Below are 19764 nucleotides of genomic sequence, written 5' to 3'. Positions count from 1 at the left end.
ACCGGGCGTTTTGCCGTCTACGATGGTTCGTGACAGCCCGCTGCCGTGCGGGCGCACGGAGACGGTCATGGCACTGACGGATTCCAGGGACCTCGCGGTCTCGACCTTGAACACGCGATCGGTGGCGCAGTACGAGACCGCCCTGCGTCTGCTGAACGGCTACTACGGCGACCCGCTCGCCGTGATCGACGCGGCGCTGGCCGACGACCCCGGCTTTGCCATGGGCCACGCGCTGCGCGCCGCGCTGATGGTCACCTCGGGCGACGGCACCGCCGAGCCCATGCTGCGCCAGAGCGTCGAGGCCGGCGAGGCCCTGCACGCCCGCGCCAACGAGCGCGAGCGCCGCCATATCGCCGCGGCGCGCGCCTGGCTCGACGGCGATTTCGAGCGCGCCGTGCGCTGCTATGGCGACATCGTGATTGATTATCCACGCGACCTGCTGGCGCTGCAGACCGCGCACCTGGGCGACTTCCTGCTGGGCCAGTCGACCATGCTGCGCGACCGCGTGGCGCAGGCGCTGCCGCACTGGGATGCGGGCATGCCCGGTTACGGCTTCGTGCTCGGCATGCACGCGTTCGGCCTGGAAGAGACCCAGCTCTACGAGCGTGCCGAGGAAGCCGGACGGCGCGCGCTGGAATGCCAGCCGCGCGATCCGTGGGCCGTGCACGCGGTGGCACACGTGATGGAGATGCAGGGCCGGCTGGCCGACGGCATTGCCTGGCTGGAAGGCCGCCGCCAGGACTGGGCCGACGACAACATGCTGGCGGTGCATAACTGGTGGCACCTGGCGCTGTTCCTGCTGGAAGACGACCGCACCGACGAGGTAATGGCGCTGTACGACCGCGCCATCAGCCGGCCCGCGCCGGCGATCGCGCTGGACCTGGTCGATGCCTCCGCGCTGCTGTGGCGGCTGCACCTGCGCGGCGTGGACGTGGGCCGGCGCTGGCATGCAGTAGCGGATGACTGGCTCGGCCGCGGCGCGGCCGGCTATTACGCCTTCAACGACGTGCATGCGGTCATGGCCAGCCTGGGCGCGCAGCGCCCCGCCGCGGCCGACCAGGTGCGCGCCGCGCTGGAGCGGGCCGCGCTGGGCAACGGCACCAACGCGATGATGTCGCGCGAGGTGGGGCTGCCGGTGGCCGATGCGCTGATCGCGTTCGCGCAGGGCGATTACGCCACCGCCATCGAACTGCTGCTGCCGGTGCGCCTGGTGGCCCATCGCTTTGGCGGCAGCCACGCGCAGCGCGACGTGATCGGCCTGACCCTGCTCGAAGCGGCGCTGCGCAGCGGCAGTGGCAACCTGGCGCTCGCCCTCACCGCCGAGCGCGCGGCGCTCAAGCCCGTCAGCGCGAGCCTGCGCCGGCTGGTGCAGCGCGCCGACACCTGCCGCGCACAACCCTAAGGCGCTGGCCGGCGCGGCGGGCAGGGGCCGCAAGGACGGAAATGGGCGCCTATACTGCACCTGTCCTGACCGGAGACCCCCATGCCCAGCATCCGCGCCCTGTTCCGTCCCGCCCTGCTACGCCCCATCCTTGGCACGGTCGCCCTGGCCATGGCGGCCGTGCCGGCCCTCGCCCACCACGGCTGGTCCACCTATGACGAGACCAAACCCATGACGCTGACCGGCAAGATCGTCGAAAGCCATTACGAGAACCCGCACGCGCATATCCGCATCGACGCCGGCGGCAAGCGCTGGCTGGCGGTGCTGGCCCCCGTGTCGCGCATGGAAGCGCGCGGCGCGACCTCGGACAAGGTCGCGGTGGGCCGCGAAGTCACGCTGGTCGGCTACGCCAGCAAGGAAAAACGGGACGAACTGCGCGCCGAGCGCATCACCATGGACGGCAAGACGGTCGAGCTGCGCTGAGCCGGCACGCCGCATGCCGGCGCTCTTCACCGCGTGGACGGAATGGGCCAGCACGCTGGCGCGGCTGCCATTCGCGACCGCGCTGCGCAGTTCGGCGTGGGCCTATCCCGCGGTGGAGATCGTCCACCTCGCCGGCATGGCGCTGCTGTTCGGCTCCATCGTCGTGGTCGACATGCGGCTGGCGGGGCTGGGCCGGCGGCTGCCGGTCAGCCTGCTGCTGCGCCATGCACTGCCCTTCACCGTCGGCGCCTTCATCGCCGTCGCGGCCAGCGGCGTGCTGCTGTTCGTGGCCCATGCCGACGAACTGGCCGCCAACCCCGCGTTCCTCGCCAAGCTGGGGCTGATCGCGCTGGCGCTCGCCAACGTGTTGTGGTTCCACGCCGGGCCCAGCCGCAGCCTGCATGACCGTGAACGCGGCTGGGACGCCGACGCCCCGCCGCCTGCCGGCGCCCGCCTGAACGCCATCCTGTCCATTGCCGCCTGGCTGCTGGTGATCTGCGCCGGACGGCTGATCGCTTATGTCTGAAGCGGCACGCCGGCACGCAAGCATTGGCTGGCCCATGCCGCGAGTGCCAGCCCGCGGCAGTCATGCCGGCGTCGGCGACTGCATGCCCAGCACCGCCACCAGCGCCAGCACCAGCGCGGCGGTGCCGGCTTCCAGCAGCAGGCTGCGCCGCAGCGCCTGGACTGCCTGCAGCGCCGGGCCCCGCTCGCCGGTGCGCGCCGCCGCTTCCAGCCGCGGCGCCAGCGCAAACCGGTTCGCCGCCGCCAGCCCGAGCATGGTGGCAAACAGCGCAAGCTTGGCCGCCAGCAGCCCGCCATAGGACATCGGCGCAAATTCCGGCAGCACCGGCCCGACGATGAGCCAGTAATTGAGCACGCCGGTAATCACCAGCAGGGCCACGATGCGGGTACCGATGCGCGCGAAGCCGTTGGCACTGCGGCTCAGCAGCGCAAGGGCCTCGCCGTGCGGCGTCGACCCGGGCCATGCCAGCAGCAGGAACGCCGCCAGCGCTCCCACCCATGCGCCCGCGGCGAGCAGGTGGATCACGTCCGAGGCCAGGTGCAGGTAGCGCACCGCGCCGTCGTGCATCGCGCCATGCCCGCCCCACGCCAGCGTGGCCAGCGCCACGCCGCCATACGCGGCCAGCACGGCGCAGGGCGCGCGCAAGCGGCGCAGGTCCATGCCGGCCCGCACGAACAACAGCAGCGCCGCCACGCGCACGCACCAGGCCACGCCGAAATCGGTCCCGGTAACGATCATCGCCAGCACATGGGCCTGCAGCGCGGCATAGTCCGACGCGCCCGTCATGGCACGCGCCATCTCGACCAAGGCCAGCAGCGACAGCGCGATGCCCACGCCGGCGCCACCAATTGCCAGCGCCCGGCAACGGCGCGCGAAGCGGCCGGCGCGTTGGTCCCGTTTCAGTGCGTAGAGGCAGAACAGCGGCAGGCCGAACACCAGGGCGAGGTCGAGATAAAGAGCCAGGCGCAGCCCGGCGGCCAGCCATTGCGGCTGCGCCAATTACTTCACCGTGAACGTGACGTTGCCGTTGACGGGATGGGTGTCGGAAGACACCGCGCGCCAGTCCACCCGGTAGCTGCCCGGCGGCAGCGGCTGCGTGGGGGTGATGACCATGGTCTTGGGGTCATCGCTGCCCGAGACCTTCGCGGCCATCTTCATCGGCGCATGGTTGGCCATGCCCGGCATCCCGGTCATCACCAGGTTGGCGCCGGAAAACTGCGTGACGAGGTTCTCGGAGAAGCGCAGCTCGATCTTCTGCGGCGCCGGCACCTCGGCCTTGTCGGCGGGCGTCGACGCTTCCAGTTTCGGATGCGCGAAGGCAAGGCTGCTGGCCAGCGCGGCAGTGGCCGCAATCATGGCGTGGATCAGGGGGCGATTGGCATGCATGATGGTCTCCGCTGAGGGATGTAGAAGTGGGATGGTGCGGGCGACCGCGTCAGAACCAGACGCGGACGCCGGCGACGAAGCGCGTTTCGCCCGACTTGCCGCCGGCGCTGCGGATCATGTCCGCGGTATTGCCGAAGCTCTGGTAGCGCTCGACGCCGATATACGGGGCGAACTGCCGGCTGAACTCATAGCGCAGCCGCAGCCCCACGGTGCCGTTGGACAAGCCGCTGCCGATGCCCACTTCGGGGTCGTTCTTGCCATAGAGGTTGGCCTCGATGCGCGGCTGCAGGATCAGGCGCTGCGTCAGCAGCAGTTCATACTCCGCCGACAGCCGCAGCGCGGTGCGGCCGCTGGTGCCGACATAGGCGGTGGCATCGACCTCGAACCAGTACGGCGCCAGCCCCTGCACGCCGAACGCCAGCCAGTTGCGCGCCGGGCGCCCGCTGCCGGCGTCGTTGCGCAGGCCCAGCTGGGTGTCCCAGTAGCTGGCCACGGCGTGGCCCCACAGCAGCTCGGTGCGCGCTTCGTGCAGCTTGCCCCCGGAGGCCTCGCCCTCGGCCTTGAGCACCAGCTTGTCGAAGCTGTTGCCGAACCATGCCTGCGCCTCGTAGGCGGCGGCATTGTGGCCGTTGGCATGGGCCCATTCCAGGCGGTCGACCAGCACCGAGGCGAACAGGTGCTCGTCGGCCATGACCAGCTGGCGCTTGTCGCCGAGCGCGTACTGGCCAACGCCGAGCTGGTAGCCGCCGGAATAGGCGTGCGGGTCGCGCGCGTCGGGCGGTGCGCTGCCGCCCTGCATCTTCATGTCGCCATGGTCCATCGCGGGGGCCGACTCTTGCGGCGGCGCATTGGCGCCGTCCATGGTCTGGATCTCCGGCTGGTCCATGCCTTGCATCTGGCTATGGTCCATAGCCTGCACCGCGGCAGGCGCGGCCTGTTGACCGTGGCCGTGCGCATGGCCGGCATGCGGGTCCTGCGCAAAGGCTGCGCTCATGGCGCCCAGCGCCAGCGCCGCGGCCAGCATGGTCTTCTTGTATCCGGGCATAAAAATCGTGAGTTCAGCTTGCTTCATCACGCCACCACCACTTCGCGGAACATGCCCGCATCCATATGCAGCATCAGGTGGCAATGCCAGGCCCAGCGTCCCAGGGCATCGGCCGTGACCAGGAAGCTGATGCGCTGCGCCGGCTGCACCGGGATGGTGTGGCGCCGCGCCTGGAAGCTGCCGTCGGGCGCCTCCAGCTCGCTCCACATGCCGTGCAGGTGCATGGGGTGGGTCATCATGGTGTCGTTGTGCAGGATCACGCGCAGCCGTTCGCCATGCTTGAAGTAGATCGGCGTGGACTTGCCGAACTCGACCCCGTCGAACGACCACGTATAGCGCTCCATATTGCCGGTCAGGTGCAGTTCGACCTCGCGCCCCGGCCCGCGTGCATCCATGGCCCCGCCGACGGTGTGCTGGTCGGCCAGCGTCAGCACGCGCCTGCCGTTGTTGCGCAGGCCGATGCCAGGGTCGTCGAGGTTGGTGCGGGCCATGTCGACGCGCATGTCGGTGCTGGCGCCGTATTCGGTGCGGGCATGCCGTGCGGTCTTGCTGGGCACCCGCAGCGCATCGGGGGGCGCCATCGCGTGCTGGCTGTGGTCCATGCCGGCGTGGTCCATGCCCGCCATCGGCATCGCGCCATGGCCGGCGTGAGCACCGTGGCCGCCATCTCCTCCATGGCCGCCGTGGCCGGTCATCGCGCCCATCATGTCGGTCATGCTCAGCCATTCGGCCCGGTCCAGCGCGGGCACCGGCGCCGACAGGCCTTCTCGCACCGCCAGCGTGCCGCGCGCATAGCCGGTGCGGTCCATCGATTGCGCGAACAGGGTGTAGGCGTCGTCCTGCGGCGTCACGATGGCGTCGCAGGTCTCGCCGGGACCGAAGCGGAATTCGTCGACGGTGACGGGTTCGATGTCCTGGCCGTCGACCTGCACCACGCGCAGCCTGAGGCCGGGGATGCGCACGTCGTAGAAGGTGTTGCCCGAACCGTTGATAAAGCGCAGGCGCACGGTCTCGCCGCGGCGGAACAGGCCGGTCCAGTTGCCCGCCGGCGTGACGCCGTTGGCCAGGTGGGTCAGGGTGGCGCTGGACAGGTCCGCCAGGTCGGTCGGGCTCATCCGCATCTGGTTCCACATGCGGCGCTTGTCCAGCGCCTGCTTCAGGCCGTCGCGCGAGACGTCGCGGAAGAAGTCGACCACCGTGGGCTGGTTGTAGTTGTAGTAGTCGCCCTGGATCTTGAGCTTGTTCAGCACCCGCATCGGGTCTTCGTCGGTCCAGTCCGACAGCAGCACGGTATGGTCGCGGTCGGCGTGCGCGCGCTCGTGCCCGGAAGCCGGATCGATGACGATGCCGCCGTACACGCCGGTCATCTCCTGGAAGCCGGAGTGCGAGTGATACCAGTAGCTGCCGGTCTGCGTGACCTTGAAGCGGTAGGTAAAGGTCTCGCCGGGCGGGATGCCCGGGAAACTGATGCCGGGCACGCCGTCCATCTGGTAAGGCAGGATGATGCCGTGCCAGTGGATCGAAGTGGCCTCGCGCAGGCGGTTGGTCACGCGGATGGTGACGGTGTCGCCCTCGCGCCAGCGCAGCGTCGGGCCGGGCAGCATGCCGTTGATGGTGGTGGCGATGGCCGGCTTGCCGGTGTAGTTGACCAGCGACTCGCCGATCACCAGGTCGAACTCGGTGCCGCGCAGCACCGGGCCGGCACCGCTGCCCGCGGGGGCGGGCTGTCCCTCGCGCGCGCCGCCGCCGTGCCCCGCATGCTGCGCCCAGGCGCTGCCGCCAAACCCGGCCAGGCCGGCCACCACGCCGCCGGCGGCCAGCCCCTGCACGCAGCGGCGGCGCCGGAGATCAGGCAATCCGCAGAGCGGGTCGGGCAGCAAAAGAGGCAGCGCTGGGCGGCCGGGGCTTGGATGGCGTCGCATGTCACGTCGGTTTGGTTAGTTGGCACGCCAAGCGTAGCCAGCGCCACCCTACCGAGGTCTGACCGGAACATGACAATCCGGTAATCTTGCGGTCATGTTGGCGCCGGCAACGCCGGCGTAGAGTTGGCTGGCCGTAATAGGGAGCGGTTGGCCGGCCCGATCGCATAAGGAAAGCGCTGATGAAACTGCTTGTGGTGGAGGACGAATCCAAGACCGGCGAATACCTGCGCCAGGGGCTGACCGAGGCGGGCTTCGTCGTCGACCTGGTGCGCAACGGGCTGGACGGCCAGCACCTGGCCATGACCGAGCCCTACGACCTGATCATCCTGGACGTGATGCTGCCGGACGTGGACGGCTGGCGCATCGTGCAGGCGCTGCGCGCGGGGCAGAACCCGGTGCCGGTGCTGTTCCTGACCGCGCGCGACAGCGTGGCCGACCGCGTCAAGGGGCTGGAGCTGGGTGCCGACGACTACCTGGTCAAGCCGTTCGCCTTCTCCGAACTGCTGGCGCGCGTGCGCACGCTGCTGCGCCGCGGCAGCGCGCAGATGACGCTGGACCGCATCCAGGTGGCCGACCTGGTGCTGGACCTGACCCGCCGCCGCGCCACGCGCGCCGGGCGCCGCATCACGCTGACCAGCAAGGAGTTCGCGCTGCTGGAGCTGCTGGCGCGCCGCCGCGGCGAGGTGCTGCCGCGCTCGCTGATCGCCTCGCAGGTGTGGGACATGAACTTTGACAGCGACAGCAATGTCATCGACGTCGCGATCCGGCGCCTGCGCGCCAAGATCGACGACGGCTTCGAGGCCCGCCTGATCCAGACCGTGCGCGGCATGGGCTATGTGCTGGAGGCGCCCGAAGCCGCCGACGAAGCAGGCACGCCGCCGGCAAACGAAGGGCAGGCCACATGAAACCCGGGCTGTCGTTGACGGCACGGCTCACCATCCTGTTCTCGCTGTCGTCGGCGGCGGTGCTGCTGGGGCTGGGCGTGCTGATCTGGCTGGCGATCGACGATCATTTCGCCGACGAGGACTACGCGGTGCTGGCCGACAACGTGCGGCTGATCGAGAAGATCGCCGCCGACGGCCCGGCGGCGTCACTGCCGCAACGGCTGGGGCCGGCGCTGGAACACCATGCCGGCTTCGTCGCCGAAGTGCGTGGCGCCGAGGGCAAGCGCCTCTACGCCACGCGGGATTTCGACTTTCGCCCGGCGCTCGCCGCCGCCGCGCAGGCGCCGGCAGCAAACGACGCCTTTGCCTGGGAACAGCAGGGCCAGACCTACCGCGGCCTGCGCGCGCAGCTGGCGCTGGCGCATGCTGGTGCACAGTCGGGCGGCCAGCCGGGCGCGCTGCAGGTGCTGGTCGGCATGGACACGGCGCTGCATGACCACTTCCTGCACGCGTTCCGCAACACGCTGGCCTTCTACGGCATGCTGGCGGCGCTGGCGAGCGGGCTGCTGGGCTGGTGGGCGGCGCGCCGCGGGCTGTCGCCGCTGCGCACCATGGCCTCGCGCGCACGCATCGTCACCGCGCACAAGCTGGACGAGCGCATGCCGGTCGAGACCGTGCCGGTGGAAATGGCCGACTTGGCCGCCACCCTCAACGCGATGCTGGAGCGCTTGCAGCGCGACTTCGCCCGCCTTTCGGAATTCTCATCGGACCTGGCGCACGAACTGCGCACGCCGATCACCAACCTGATGACGCAGACCCAGGTGGTGCTGTCGCAGCCGCGCGATGCCGCGCGCTACCGCGACGTGCTGGCCTCCAACGTGGAAGAGCTGCAGCGGCTGTCGCGCATGGTCTCGGACATGCTGTACCTGGCCAAGACCGAGCACGGCATCATGCTGCCCAGCGCGGAACCGATCGAGGTGGCGGATGAAGTCCAGGCGCTATTCGATTTTTACGATGCGCTTGCCGAGGACAAGGGCGTGCGGCTCACGCTGCGCGGCCGCGGCCGCATCACCGGCGACCGGCTGATGCTGCGCCGGGCGCTCAGCAACCTGTTGTCGAATGCGCTGCGGCATACCCCCGCGGGCAAGGGCATCTGGGTGGAGATCACGCCGGGTGCCGACGCGGTGCAGGTGGTGGTCGAGAACGAAGGCGAGACCATCCGGCCGGAGTTGCTGCCGGCGCTGTTCGACCGCTTCTTCCGCGCCGACAAGTCGCGCGCGCGGCCCGAGTCGGATGGCGCGGGACTGGGGCTGGGGCTGGCGATCACGCAGGCCATCGTGGCCGCGCACGGTGGCGCCATCGGCGTGTCGTCGGAGGCGGGCAAGACGCGCTTTACCCTGACGTTCCGCGCCTAGTTTCGCGCCTGGTTTCGCGCCTGGTCTCGCGGGGCTTGGGCCTGGGGCAAAAAAAGCCGCCCACGCCAGTTACAGCCGTGGGGGAGCTGGCGTGGGCGTGAAGACCACCGGATGCGGCTCCAGCGGTGCTCCGATGCTACGCAAATCCCCCGTTTGCGACTGCCAACAATTGTGTCGGCGGCCGTAACAGGCAGTGCCCTGAAACGCGTCCCGGGCCGCGATCACGTCATACCGAGGCAGGCGGCGAGCTCGCGGAAAACGGCAGCTCGATGCGGAACACGGCACCCATGCCGGGCTGGCTGCGCACGCTGGCCCGGCCGCCATGCCGCTCGGCGACGGCGCGCACCAGCACCAGGCCCAGCCCGGTCCCTTCCGGCGCGCCCTGCTGGCCTTCGTGCAGCCGCGCAAACGGCTCGAACAGCCGGGCCTGGTCGGCCTCGGCAATGCCCGGCCCATGGTCCTGCACGGCTACCACGAAGCGCTCCGGCGCGCGCGTCAGCGACACCGTTACGGTCGCGCCCGCGGGGCTGAACTTGATCGCATTGCTGACCAGGTTGGCGATGGCGCGCACCAGCAACGCGGGTTCGCCCAGCAGCACCGCGGGGTCGTCGGGCAGGTCGATCTGCAAGGACACCTCGCGCGCCTTGGCCAGCGCCCATAACTGGTCGGTGGCGTCGAGCACCAGCCCGCCGAGTTCCACCTCCATGAACGCCAGCGCCTTCGACTCCGCGCGCGCGACGCTGATGAAATCGTCGGCCAGCGTCAGCGTGCGGCGCGCATGCGCGCCGATGCGGGCCAGCACGCCGCTGTTTGCGGTGGCATCGCCCGGGCTGGTGCCGCTGGTGCCCGCCTGATGCGCGCGGCGCTCTTCCAGTTCGATCAGTGCCAGGATCGACGCCTGCGGCGAGCGCATGTCGTGCGACAGGAAGCGCAGCATCTGCTCGCGCTGGCGCTCCGCCAGGCGGATCGCGGTGATGTCGACCACGCTGACGATCAGGCCGGCCGCGGCGCCGGATTCGCCATGCAGCGGCGCGCCATGCAGCAGGTAGCGGCGGTCGCCGCGCCCGGACACTTCGATGCCACCCTCGGGCACCGGCGCCGGCATGACGGGCGCACCGGCGTAGCGATCGTGCAGCGCCTGCCAGTAGGCCAGCGCCGGTGCCGGCGCCGGGCACACCGCCTCGATCAGCGCGCGGATGCCGGGACGCGGCAGGCCCGGCTCCACCGGCCCTTCCGGTAAGCGCGCCAGCACCGCCGGGGCCAGCGCCACGCAGCGCCGGTTGGCCAGCAGCACGCCGCCGTCCAGGTCGCAGATGGCGGTGGCATCGGGCAGGCTTTCGATCCCGTCGGAGAGGAACCGGCGCAGGCCGCGCAACTGCGCGCTGACGCCATAGACCGCGCGCATGCGGCTGTCGAGCGTGGCGCCGGGGTGGCGCGGCGCGGGCATCACGCCGGGCTCGCGCTCCAGCCGCGCCAGCTCGTCGCTCAGGAAACGCAGCGCCGCTTCCTGGCGCAGCCAGCTCCACAACGGATAGAACAGCACGCAGCCCAGCACCGCGGCGGCCGGCGCGAACCATAGCCGCGCCAGCGCCAGCAGCGCCAGCGACCCCAGCAGCAGGCCCGCCAGCAGCAGCCCCGTGACCACCAGCGCACCGCGCGGCGGCAGCCGCAGCGCCGCCAGCGCGGCCAGCAGCACCGCCAGCAGCGTGCCGCCGGCGTGCCATGCCGGCGACACCGCGACAATGGCATCGCCGTCGCTCACTGCCTGCACCGTGTTGGCCAGGATCTCGACGCCGCTCATGCCGCGGCCATCGCGCGAGACCGGCGTCGGCAGTACGTCGCCCATGCCGGTGGCGAGCGCGCCGATCAGCACCGCCTTGCCGGCAAACCCGGCCGGATCGATGCGGGCTTCGAGCACGTCGCGCACCGACACGCGGGCAAAGGTGCCGGGCGGGCCGGCGTAGGGGATGCGCAGGCGGCCGCTGCGTTCCCAGCCATTGGCTTCGGTGACCACGGCGGGCTCGTGGCGCACGCCCTGGGGCAGCGCGCCCGCGCGGCCGAAGCCAGCCATCACCGCGCCCAGGTGCGGCACGCCGGCGGCGGCGACCGGGTGCGGGCCTTCGCGCAGATAGACCTGGCGCGCCACGCCATCGGTATCGACCACCATGTTGATATGGCCAACGGCGGCGCCCAGTCCGGCCAGCGGGTAGCGCACCAGCATGCCGGCGGGGCCGGGCTCGGCCAGCACCGGCAGCACCACGTTGCCGGCCAGCGCCATGCTGCGCGCCAGCACGGCGTCGTCTTGCGGATATCTGGTATCGCGCTCGGACAGGATCACGTCGACGCCGATCACGCGCGGGCCGCCGGCGGCGATGCGTTCGATCAGCTGCGCCAGCACCGCGCGGCGCCACGGCCAGCGGCCGATGGCGGTGATGCTGGCGTCGTCGATGCCGACGATGACGATGTCGTTGCGGGCGGGATGATGCTGGGCGCCGATGGCGATGTCGTAGGCGGCCAGGTCGGCGCGTTCGGTCCAGCCCTGGCGCGCCGCCAGCATCACCAGCGCCAGCACCGCGGCCGCCAGCAGGCACCATTCGACCAGCGTGCGCTGGCCGAAGGCGCGCGCGGCGCGCGGGCCGGCTGCGTCAGCGGAGCCGGATGCGGCCACCGCCGTCCGGCCGGTCGCCCGAACCGATTGCGCCGCCCTGCCCGTCGCGCAGCATGGCGATGACTTCGATGCGCTGCGGCGCCGAGAACGCGGCCGGGTCAGGCGCCACGCCCGGCGCGGCGCGCGCCACGCGGATGAAATAGACGCCCGGCGCGGGGCGCGGCAGGTCGATGGCGTTGGTGGCGGTGTGTTCGTCCGCCAGCAGCGTGGCAAAGCCCGCATCGGCCGCCAGCTGCACCCGGTAGCCGGGGCCGCCGCCGCCATCGGGCCAGCCGATGTGCAGCGCGCCGCCGTCGTCCTGCAGGGTGGGCACCGGCGGCTTGGGCTCGACGCGGAACGGCACCGCGTCCGACCACGGGCCCGGCAGGCGCGCCGCATCGACACTGCGCACGCGCCACCACCAGCGGCCCGGCGCCAGCGCCTGCGCGGCGGGCGACGCGGCGGCGGCGTGGACGGCGGCGTCGCGGGTAAAGGCGGCATCAGTGGCGAGCGCCAGCTCGTAGCTGGCCGCGCCCGGCACCGTGGCCCATTCGAAACTCACGGCATCGGCATAGCGCACCGCCTCCGCGGCAGGCTGCTGCGTGAACGGTGCCGGCGGGTTGAGCCGCACCGAGACCGGCGCCTGCGCGTCATGGCCGGTCAGCTGGTGCCGGTCGATGGCGCTGACGCTCAGGTACAGCGTGCCTTCCGGCAGGCCGTCGACACGCACCCGGGCGGCACCGGCGCCGCTGGCGGTGCCGGTCCAGACCAGTTCGCTCAGCGCCGCATCGCGCGCCACCCGCACGCGGTAGCCCACGGCGCCCGGCACTGGTTGCCAGGCCGCCTCGAACGAGGGCCCCAGCACGGTTTCATTCGGCGGCAGCAAGACCGGCGCCGGCAGCAGCGCCACCGGCCGCGACAGCTTTCCGCCCGCCGACACGCCGATGCCATAGCCGGCCTCGAGCGACGCGGCCGCGGTCATCGCGCGCTCCGGTACCGCTGCCGCTGCCGTGCTTGCGCGCGCGGCGCTGACGCCGACACGGCCTTGCAGCACCTCGCTGCGGCTGCCGCCCGCGTCGGCCGAAACGCGATAACGGGTGCCGCGCACGCCGGTCACCATCATCGGCGTATGCATCTCGAAGCGGCCGACACCGCCGCCCTCGGGCGCCACGCGGGTCTCGGCCGCGCCCTTGTCGATGCGGATCACGGTATCGACCAGGCCGCTGCGCGCAAAGGTGCGCAGCCGGTTCACCGCCACCGTGGTGCCGGGCGGCAAGGTGACGCGGGTGCGGTCCGGCAGCTCCAGCGTGGCCGAAGCGCCGGCCGGGGTCTCGATACGCGCCGCTTCGTCCAGGGTCATGCCGACCTGCACCGGCCGGCCGTTGGCGCGCACCGCGCCGCTCACGTAAACCACGCGCGCCGACGCCGCCTGCTCCGGGATCTGGCTCAGCGGGATGCGCACGCGCGACCCCGGCACCAGCCGGTACGGATCGGCCACGCCGTTCAGGCGCTGCAGCGTGCGCCAGCCCTGTTCCGAGGCCATGTAGCGCGAGGCCAGCCCGATCAGCGTATCGCCCGGTTCCACCACGTAGATAAAGTCGGCGCCCTGCGCGCCCGCGGGCCCGGCCTGCGCGGGCACTGCCGCACCGGCCAGCAGGGCCAGCGCGATACCGCGCACGACCCTACGCATCGCGGTCCTCGTCCGCCTGCGCCTCGGCCGCGGAAATCTCTTCGAAACGATAGCCGTGCGAATACACCGAGGTCAGCCGCACGCCGTTCTCGGGTCGCAGCGCCAGCTTCAGGCGCAAGCGGGAGATATGCGTGTCGAGCGTGCGCGAGCCCGCCCCCATGGCGCGGCCCCACACCGCCTGCTCCATCACCTCGCGCGCCAGCAGGCGCCCGGTATTGCGAAACAGGAACAGCGCCAGCTCATATTCGCGCGGCGACAGCACCGCGGCTTCGCCGCCGACGGTGATGGTGCGCGCGTGGGTATCGACGGTATAGTTGCCGCGCCGGATCAGCTCGACTTCCTGCGCGGCCTCCGGATAGGCGCGGCGCAGCAGCGAGCGCACGCGCGCGACCAGCTCGCCGGCGCGGATGGGCTTGAGCATGTAGTCGTCGGCGCCCACCGTCAGCCCGTCGACGATATCGGCTTCGGCGGTGCGGCTGGTGACGAACAGGATCGGCGGCATGTTGCCGGACTTCTGCCGCACCCAACTGACCAGTTCATAGCCGCTGGTGCCCGGCAGTTGCCAGTCGACCAGCAGCAGGTCGTAGGCGCGCTCGCGCAGTGCGCGCAGCAAGTCGGCGCCGTTGGCGAAGGATTCGCATTCGAAACCGGCTTCGCCCAAAATCTGCCGGATCAGTTCGGCCTGATCCGGATCATCCTCCACGGATGCAATTCGCATACCTCTACACCCTTCTGCCAGCTTCCGACTGCAACTGCGGTCTCTGCCACGGCGTGTCGACGGCCCGGCCGGCAAGTCATTCTTTGTATTTCACCCTGGCAAGGGGGCGCGGCCGTCGATCTGAACCGGCGGGCCAGGCCGAAGCCCGCCGGCTGCCGCCATGTTACCCAATCGCGGCCCATTCCGTCGAGACGCCCCGACGAGGGGTGCGGCGGGCACCATCGCTGCCTGCCACGCGCTATTGCAGCATGTAGGTCTCGTACTCCAGCCGCTCGAGCTTGTGGTCCAGCATGGCCAGCGCCAGCGCCACCACCACCAGCAGCGACACCGCGAAGCCATAGCCGTACCAGGCCGGTCCCAGTTGCAGCGTCACCAGCGTCAGGGCGCAGTTCAGCACCACGAACAGCGCGGTCAGCAGCAGCACCTCGCGGCGCCGGTCCAGGTAGAAGTAGATGTTGAGCACGCCCAGCAGCACCACCTGCAGGCTGGCGCCGATCACATCGACGTACAGCAGCGGCAGGTACAGCTCGGAAATGCCCAGCAGCCGCAGCACCCACACGCCCACCGCGAACAGCAGCAGCGCGGCGATGGCCTGCACCTTGACGATCTCGTACAGGCCCAGCCGGATGGTCTGGACCATGGTGTTGCGCATGTCCTCGATATGCTCCAGCGAACTGCCGCCGCGCACCGCATCGTAGAACGCGTCGTAGTATTCGACGAAATCGGTCTCGATGCGCACCAGGAACACCGCCATGCCGGGGATGATGGCGAGGTAGGCCAGGAACACCGGGATGTCGTAGATGATCGACGCGCGCAGCGGCCCGATCACCTGGTGGCCGGTGGACTGCGCGTACCAGAACATGAACTTGTCGATCCAGATGCCCAGGTTGTAGAGCAGCCCGATCGCCACCAGGCTGGGGTAGGCATAGCGGCGCCGGAACACCTCGAACGAGATGAACTGGCGGCTGGTGTAGTTGCGGTAGATCAGCGTCACCATGCCGGTCAACAGGCACAGCTGGCCCGCGACGAACCCGCCCAGCAGCCCTTCCATGCCGTAGCCGCGCAGCCCCAGCGCGGCCGCCACCGAGACCGCGTAGCCCAGCAGGAAGGTCCAGACGATGGCCTTGTACTGCTTCATGCTCGACAGGAAGATCGCGGCGATCCAGATATTGCTCAGCACCACGAAACCCGCCACCATCAGCAGCCGGTACAGCACCGACTGCGCGCCAAAGCTGAACACCGCGCACGCCACGCCAATGCCGCCCGACAGCACCGTGGCCAGCAGCGCCACCGCGTGGTAGTTGCTGAGGATCAGGTGGTCGCGCTTCTCGAACAGCCGGTCGGAGGTAAAGCGCGTGAACGACAGCTGCATCGGCCCGGTCAGGATCAGGCTGCCCGCGATCAGGTAGGTCACCGAGACCTGGAACTGCGTGATCAGCGTGCCCGGCACCACGAATGGCAGGCTCAGCATGCCGATCAGCAGGATGCCGACGATCGACAGGATCCACGGCCCCGAGCTGATGATGCCGGCATACGCGTAGGCGCTCAGCATGCCGGACAGGTTGTCCCGCCGCAGCATCTTGCGCAGCTCGAATCCAATCCCGGCCATGCTCAGGCTCCTCCGTGGACCGGGCAGCGCGCGGGATTGCCGCCGTGCCGTGCTGGTCCGTCATGCCCGGCGCCATCGGGCTGCGCCATCAGCCGTTGATACAGTTCGCGGTAGCTGCCCACCATGCGCTCCTGGGTGTAGTAGCGCTCCACGCGCGCCACGCCCGCGTCCTGCGCCGCCTGCCAGCGCGCCGGCTCGCGCAGCAGCCCGAGCGCCGCCGCGGCCAGCGCGGCGGGGTCGGCGATGCGCACCACCTCGCCCGCCTGGCCCAGCGCGGCGTCCGCGCCGGGCAGGCCGAACAGCAGCTCGCGGCACGAGCCCACGTCGGTGGTCACGCACGGCACGCCCGCGGCAAAGCCTTCCAGCACCACCAGCGGCAGCGCCTCGCTGATCGAACTGAGCACCAGCACGCCCACCTGCGGCAGCAGCGCGTCGATGCGCTGGAAGCCGAGGAATTTCACCTTCTTGCCCAGCCCCAGGCTTTCGGCCAGGCTGCGGCATTCGCGCGCGTATTCGGGGTCTTCGTCCTCCGGGCCGGCGATCCAGCCCTCGGCCTCGGGGTATTCGCGCACCACCGTCAGCATCGCGCGGATAAAGGTCTTGACGTCCTTGATCGGCACTACCCGGCCGATCAGGCACAGCACCGGCGGCACCCCCGGCTGGCGCCGCGCGCGCAGCGGCGCCAGGCGCGGCAGGTCGATGCCGTTGGGGATGCTGCGCGTGCGCGCCTCGGGCGCGCCGTCCTGCACCTGGCGGCGGCGGTTGCCTTCGTACAGCGCGACGATGTCGTCGCCGGCGTCATAGCAGACCCGGCCCAGGGTTTCGAAAAAGCGCACCCACAGCTCGCGGAAATAGCTGATCTGGGAGATGTCGCGCTCGAACACATTGCGGTTGTCGCGGATCCACTGGCTCTGGAACAGGTCGATCTTGCGTTCCTTGGTATAGATGCCGTGCTCCGACACCAGCAGCGGGCGCTGGTTGCGGTGGCGCAGCAGCGCGCCCAGAAAGCCCGCATAGCCGGTGGAGACCGTGTGGTAGACGCGCGCCGGGATCAGCCCGTCGGCAATCCGCACCAGCTGCCACAGCGGCTTGTGCATGATGCGCACGGTCCAGAAGTAATCGGTGAAGGACGGGTCGGTGCAGAAGCGCCGGTATTGGTCAGTGATGGTCTGCCAGGCACGACGGCTGTACAGGAATGCGTCCTCGCCCAGCGCGCCGCCCTCGCGCAGCGCCGGCATCAGTTCGCGGATCATCGCGCCGGCCTCGGCCTCGCGGCCCGGCTCGCGCAGCAGGTCGTGCAGGCGGTCGGCGGCGTCGAACGCCTTCGCGTCGCCGCCGCGGCCCTGCGCCAGCGGCGGCGGCGGAAAGTCATAGAGATAGTGCGTTTCCAGGTGCACCACGTTGGCCGGCAGCTGGTAGGCCATGTCGCCATAGTCCTCGCGCCGGCTGCCGATAAAGACGATGCCGAAGCGCAGCTGGGGGAACGCCCGGATCATCTGGTTGACCCAGCTCGACACGCCGCCGCTTACGTACGGGAAGGTCCCTTCGAGCAGCAGCATGACGTCGGCCGACGCCGCTTTCAACGAAATCTCGCTCATGATTGCCAGTACCGCAGCAGGGGCCGCACCAGCGGGAGCGGCGAGGGGCTGTCAAACGATGCCATCAGCTGGCGCACCGCGGCGTAGTCGCGTTCCAGGTAGGCGGCTTCGGCCAGGTGCGGCAGCACGCGCTCGCGCGCGAAGCCGAGCGCCTCGGCGCGCTGCAGCCAGGCGCGCGCCTCGCGCGGGGCGTTGCGCGCCAGTGCCAGGCGTCCGCGCATGTACCACAGCGAGGCAATGCTGTCGTCGTGCGACAGCGCCGCGCTGGCGTAGCGCTCGACCTGGCTGGCGGTATAGCGGTAGACGTCGCCCTGCACCAGGTTCTGGTAGATCAGTTCCCAGTACAGGTCGGCCAGGCGCTTGCTGATCTCGGCGCGCTCGCTCGGGCTGTAGGCGGTTTCCAGCCGCGGCAGCTCGGCCAGGATCTGCTGGGTCAGCTGCTTCTCGGCACCGTCCAGCATGCCGTAGGCCAGCAGCCGGATATCGTCGGCGCTGTCGGCCAGCAGCTCGCGCAACACCGGGCTGACGGTGCGGGCCGGCATCGACTGCATCGCCACCAGCGCGGTCATGCGCTCCGGCAGCGGCGCGTGCGCATTGCCCAGCTGCGCCCGCAGCCGCGCGCCGCCGCCATGCGTGACGCGCGACATCAGGTGCGTGACGAATTCGGGCAGGCCCACAGTGCCGATGCCGCTGGTGTCGATGCGGCGCGGGAACAGCTTCGACAGCAGATAGCTGCCCACGCACACCAGCGCGCCGCCGAGCGGCACGAAGAAGCAGAACAGCGCCAGGAAGCCGTAGCTCCACGCGAACGGCACGCGCATGCGCCGCGGCAGCAGGCGCCACAGCAGCAGCGCCGTCAGCGCCGCGGCCACCGCCTGCGTGCCCAGGAACGCCAGCAGCAGCGCAGTGCTGTTGCCGGCGCGCGCCAGCAGCGCCAGCGCGGCGATCTGGGCGGCCAGGCCGCCGGCGCCGAGCTTAAACATGGGGCGCTTCCCCGGCCGCCGGTGTCGACCGCGCCGCCGTGCCGTCCACCTGGGCCCGGCGCAGCAGCTTGACCAGCGCCTCTTCGGCGCCGGTCGCCGGCACCGCCAGCGTGTAGACGCCGATGCCGGCGCTGGTGAAATCGGTGCCGAACTGCGCCCGCAGCATGTCTTCGATACGCACCAGATAGGCCGCCACGGCCTGCGCATCGGACAGCGGCATCAGCGTCAGCATGGCGCGGTGGTGGGGATTGACCAGCGGCCAGGCCACGTCCAGCGCGCGCCGGCTGCGCACCACCTGCTCGAACAGCGCATCGCGCTCGGGATCGGTGTCGAACACCAGCACCACCACCGAGCTGTCGATGCCGGTCTCGCGCTGCAGCCGCGACAAGCGCGCATAGTCCAGCGCAAACGGATACGGGCACGCCGGCAGCGCCGCCAGGATGGTGCGGGTGGCGCCGGCATGCTCGACGCCGTCGGCGTAGTAGCCCAGCAGCACCATCAGCATCTGCAGGTTCTCGTAGTTGAGCGACAGGAACGGCATGCGCTCCACCACCAGCAGGCCGATCAGGTGGTCGGAGCCCGCCAGCACCGGCGCCACCGCCACGTAACGGGTGCGCGCATCGTGCTGCAGGCCGTCGGCGCGCAGGTGGGCGAGTTGGCGCGTGTCCAGGCAGTGGCGCACCAGCGGATCGGTGGGATCGAGCGTGAAGGCCGGGCCGATGCTGGCCGCGGGCTCGGCCGCGACGCGCTCGCCATCGCAGGCGTAGAGCGCGGCCGCCTCGGCCTGGCAGGCCTGCGCCACCACCTGCAGCACCGGCCGCGCGCCGGCCAGCACGTGGCCGCCGCGGGCGGCCTCTTCCAGCGCCACGCCGCGCAGCTGCGACAGGGTGTCGCGCAGCGTGGTGGGCCGCGCCAGCAGGTCGTTTTCCAGGCGCGAGTGGGAGATGCGCAGCAGGTAGTGGTTCTTGGTCAGCGCCGCCAGGCGCTCGTCCAGGTAGCGGTTCACGGCGCGCGCGCGCGCCAGGCGCGTGCCCCAGATATCGCCGAACTGCCCCGCCACCAGCACCAGCAGCAGGCCGCCCAGGAAGAACAGGCGCGGGAACGGGCCGGGCATCACGCCGGTCTGGTGGTACACATACCAGGCGCCCAGCAGCATCAGCACGCTGCCCACGCCGATCAGCGTGCCGTAGCGCAGCGCCAGTATCACCGGCAACAGCCAGGCCCACGGAAAGCCCATGCCCAGCAGCAGCGGGTTCTGCGGCAGCACCAGCCAGGCCAGCCCCAGCGCGGCCAGCATTGCCACTACCAGTTCCACCACGGCGGCCGGCCCGGTGACCGCGGGCGCGAGCAGGCGCGCATAGCGCCCGCCCAGGCCGATGCCCTGTCCCTGCCGCGCGCGATAGGTGTTGTCAGCCGTCTTGGCCACGCTCATCCCCTTGCCTCAACCATCCATCGCCGCGCTGGCGCGGCGCCGTGC

16 protein-coding genes are annotated in these 19764 nt (G+C 70.7%); 5 read left to right on the top strand and 11 right to left on the bottom strand.

The features are described from left to right. Nucleotides 1-67: 67 nt before the first annotated feature. The 3 genes from MKD50_RS01540 to MKD50_RS01530 all read left to right on the top strand — a co-directional run bounded on the left by MKD50_RS01540 (nucleotide 68) and on the right by MKD50_RS01530 (nucleotide 2390). Nucleotides 68-1402, top strand: a complete 1335-nt coding sequence (locus MKD50_RS01540) for a tetratricopeptide repeat protein (protein WP_115701995.1) — start codon at nucleotides 68-70, stop codon at nucleotides 1400-1402. Nucleotides 1403-1483: 81 nt separating this feature from the next. Further along, nucleotides 1484-1864 carry a DUF6152 family protein gene (locus tag MKD50_RS01535; protein WP_252666166.1) on the top strand — a complete coding sequence of 127 codons (381 nt, stop codon included), beginning with the start codon at nucleotides 1484-1486 and terminating at the stop codon, nucleotides 1862-1864. 13 nt (nucleotides 1865-1877) lie between these two features. Next, the gene (locus MKD50_RS01530; RefSeq protein WP_240071123.1) at nucleotides 1878-2390 is read left to right on the top strand and encodes a DUF6644 family protein; all 513 of its coding nucleotides are present in this window, start codon (nucleotides 1878-1880) and stop codon (nucleotides 2388-2390) included. Nucleotides 2391-2450: 60 nt separating this feature from the next. Here MKD50_RS01530 and copD read toward each other — a convergent pair whose 3' ends face one another. The 4 genes from copD to MKD50_RS01510 are packed head-to-tail and all read right to left on the bottom strand — an operon-like array spanning nucleotide 2451 to nucleotide 6743. Then, nucleotides 2451-3389: a copper homeostasis membrane protein CopD gene (copD, locus tag MKD50_RS01525; protein ID WP_252666165.1), complete on the bottom strand. Its 939-nt coding sequence runs from the start codon at nucleotides 3387-3389 to the stop codon at nucleotides 2451-2453. Beyond that, on the bottom strand, nucleotides 3390-3776 hold the full coding sequence (gene copC / locus MKD50_RS01520) for a copper homeostasis periplasmic binding protein CopC (RefSeq protein WP_305882063.1): 387 nt from the start codon (nucleotides 3774-3776) through the stop codon (nucleotides 3390-3392). A 49-nt stretch (nucleotides 3777-3825) separates the two neighbouring features. Continuing rightward, nucleotides 3826-4821, bottom strand: a complete 996-nt coding sequence (locus MKD50_RS01515; protein ID WP_252666164.1) for a copper resistance protein B — start codon at nucleotides 4819-4821, stop codon at nucleotides 3826-3828. A gap of 26 nt (nucleotides 4822-4847) precedes the next feature. Continuing rightward, nucleotides 4848-6743 carry a copper resistance system multicopper oxidase gene (locus MKD50_RS01510; RefSeq protein WP_371925260.1) on the bottom strand — a complete coding sequence of 632 codons (1896 nt, stop codon included), beginning with the start codon at nucleotides 6741-6743 and terminating at the stop codon, nucleotides 4848-4850. Nucleotides 6744-6922: 179 nt separating this feature from the next. On the opposite strand from MKD50_RS01510, the gene MKD50_RS01505 reads away from it, so the two are divergent. Continuing rightward, the gene (locus MKD50_RS01505) at nucleotides 6923-7648 is read left to right on the top strand and encodes a heavy metal response regulator transcription factor (protein ID WP_252666161.1); all 726 of its coding nucleotides are present in this window, start codon (nucleotides 6923-6925) and stop codon (nucleotides 7646-7648) included. Then, on the top strand, nucleotides 7645-9042 hold the full coding sequence (locus MKD50_RS01500) for a heavy metal sensor histidine kinase (RefSeq protein WP_252666160.1): 1398 nt from the start codon (nucleotides 7645-7647) through the stop codon (nucleotides 9040-9042). The genes MKD50_RS01505 and MKD50_RS01500 overlap by 4 nt, the downstream gene beginning before the upstream one ends. 226 nt (nucleotides 9043-9268) lie before the next feature. On the opposite strand, the gene MKD50_RS01495 is transcribed toward MKD50_RS01500, so the two are convergent. From MKD50_RS01495 to MKD50_RS01465, 7 genes are all read right to left on the bottom strand, one after another. Then, nucleotides 9269-11710 (bottom strand): CHASE2 domain-containing protein, encoded by a 2442-nt coding sequence (locus MKD50_RS01495; RefSeq protein WP_252666159.1) that lies wholly within the window; start codon nucleotides 11708-11710, stop codon nucleotides 9269-9271. Further along, nucleotides 11688-13379, bottom strand: a complete 1692-nt coding sequence (locus tag MKD50_RS01490; protein WP_252666158.1) for a FecR family protein — start codon at nucleotides 13377-13379, stop codon at nucleotides 11688-11690. Before MKD50_RS01490 ends, MKD50_RS01495 begins: the two co-directional genes overlap by 23 nt. Continuing rightward, on the bottom strand, nucleotides 13372-14097 hold the full coding sequence (locus MKD50_RS01485; protein WP_018006383.1) for a response regulator transcription factor: 726 nt from the start codon (nucleotides 14095-14097) through the stop codon (nucleotides 13372-13374). The genes MKD50_RS01490 and MKD50_RS01485 overlap by 8 nt, the downstream gene beginning before the upstream one ends. 238 nt (nucleotides 14098-14335) lie before the next feature. Further along, the gene (pelG, locus tag MKD50_RS01480) at nucleotides 14336-15706 is read right to left on the bottom strand and encodes an exopolysaccharide Pel transporter PelG (RefSeq protein WP_115702015.1); all 1371 of its coding nucleotides are present in this window, start codon (nucleotides 15704-15706) and stop codon (nucleotides 14336-14338) included. A gap of 2 nt (nucleotides 15707-15708) precedes the next feature. Beyond that, complete coding sequence (gene pelF / locus MKD50_RS01475; RefSeq protein WP_252666157.1) at nucleotides 15709-17304, bottom strand: GT4 family glycosyltransferase PelF; 1596 nt, start codon at nucleotides 17302-17304, stop codon at nucleotides 15709-15711. Then, nucleotides 17301-18287: a tetratricopeptide repeat protein gene (locus MKD50_RS01470; RefSeq protein WP_115702019.1), complete on the bottom strand. Its 987-nt coding sequence runs from the start codon at nucleotides 18285-18287 to the stop codon at nucleotides 17301-17303. Before MKD50_RS01470 ends, pelF begins: the two co-directional genes overlap by 4 nt. Beyond that, nucleotides 18280-19719 carry a PelD GGDEF domain-containing protein gene (locus MKD50_RS01465; RefSeq protein WP_252666156.1) on the bottom strand — a complete coding sequence of 480 codons (1440 nt, stop codon included), beginning with the start codon at nucleotides 19717-19719 and terminating at the stop codon, nucleotides 18280-18282. The genes MKD50_RS01470 and MKD50_RS01465 overlap by 8 nt, the downstream gene beginning before the upstream one ends. Nucleotides 19720-19764 lie beyond the last annotated feature (45 nt).

The sequence above is a fragment of the Cupriavidus mimosae genome, from assembly GCF_023952485.1.
GTDB classification, from domain to species: domain Bacteria; phylum Pseudomonadota; class Gammaproteobacteria; order Burkholderiales; family Burkholderiaceae; genus Cupriavidus; species Cupriavidus taiwanensis_C.
This window is presented reverse-complemented; position numbering and strand designations above follow the sequence as displayed.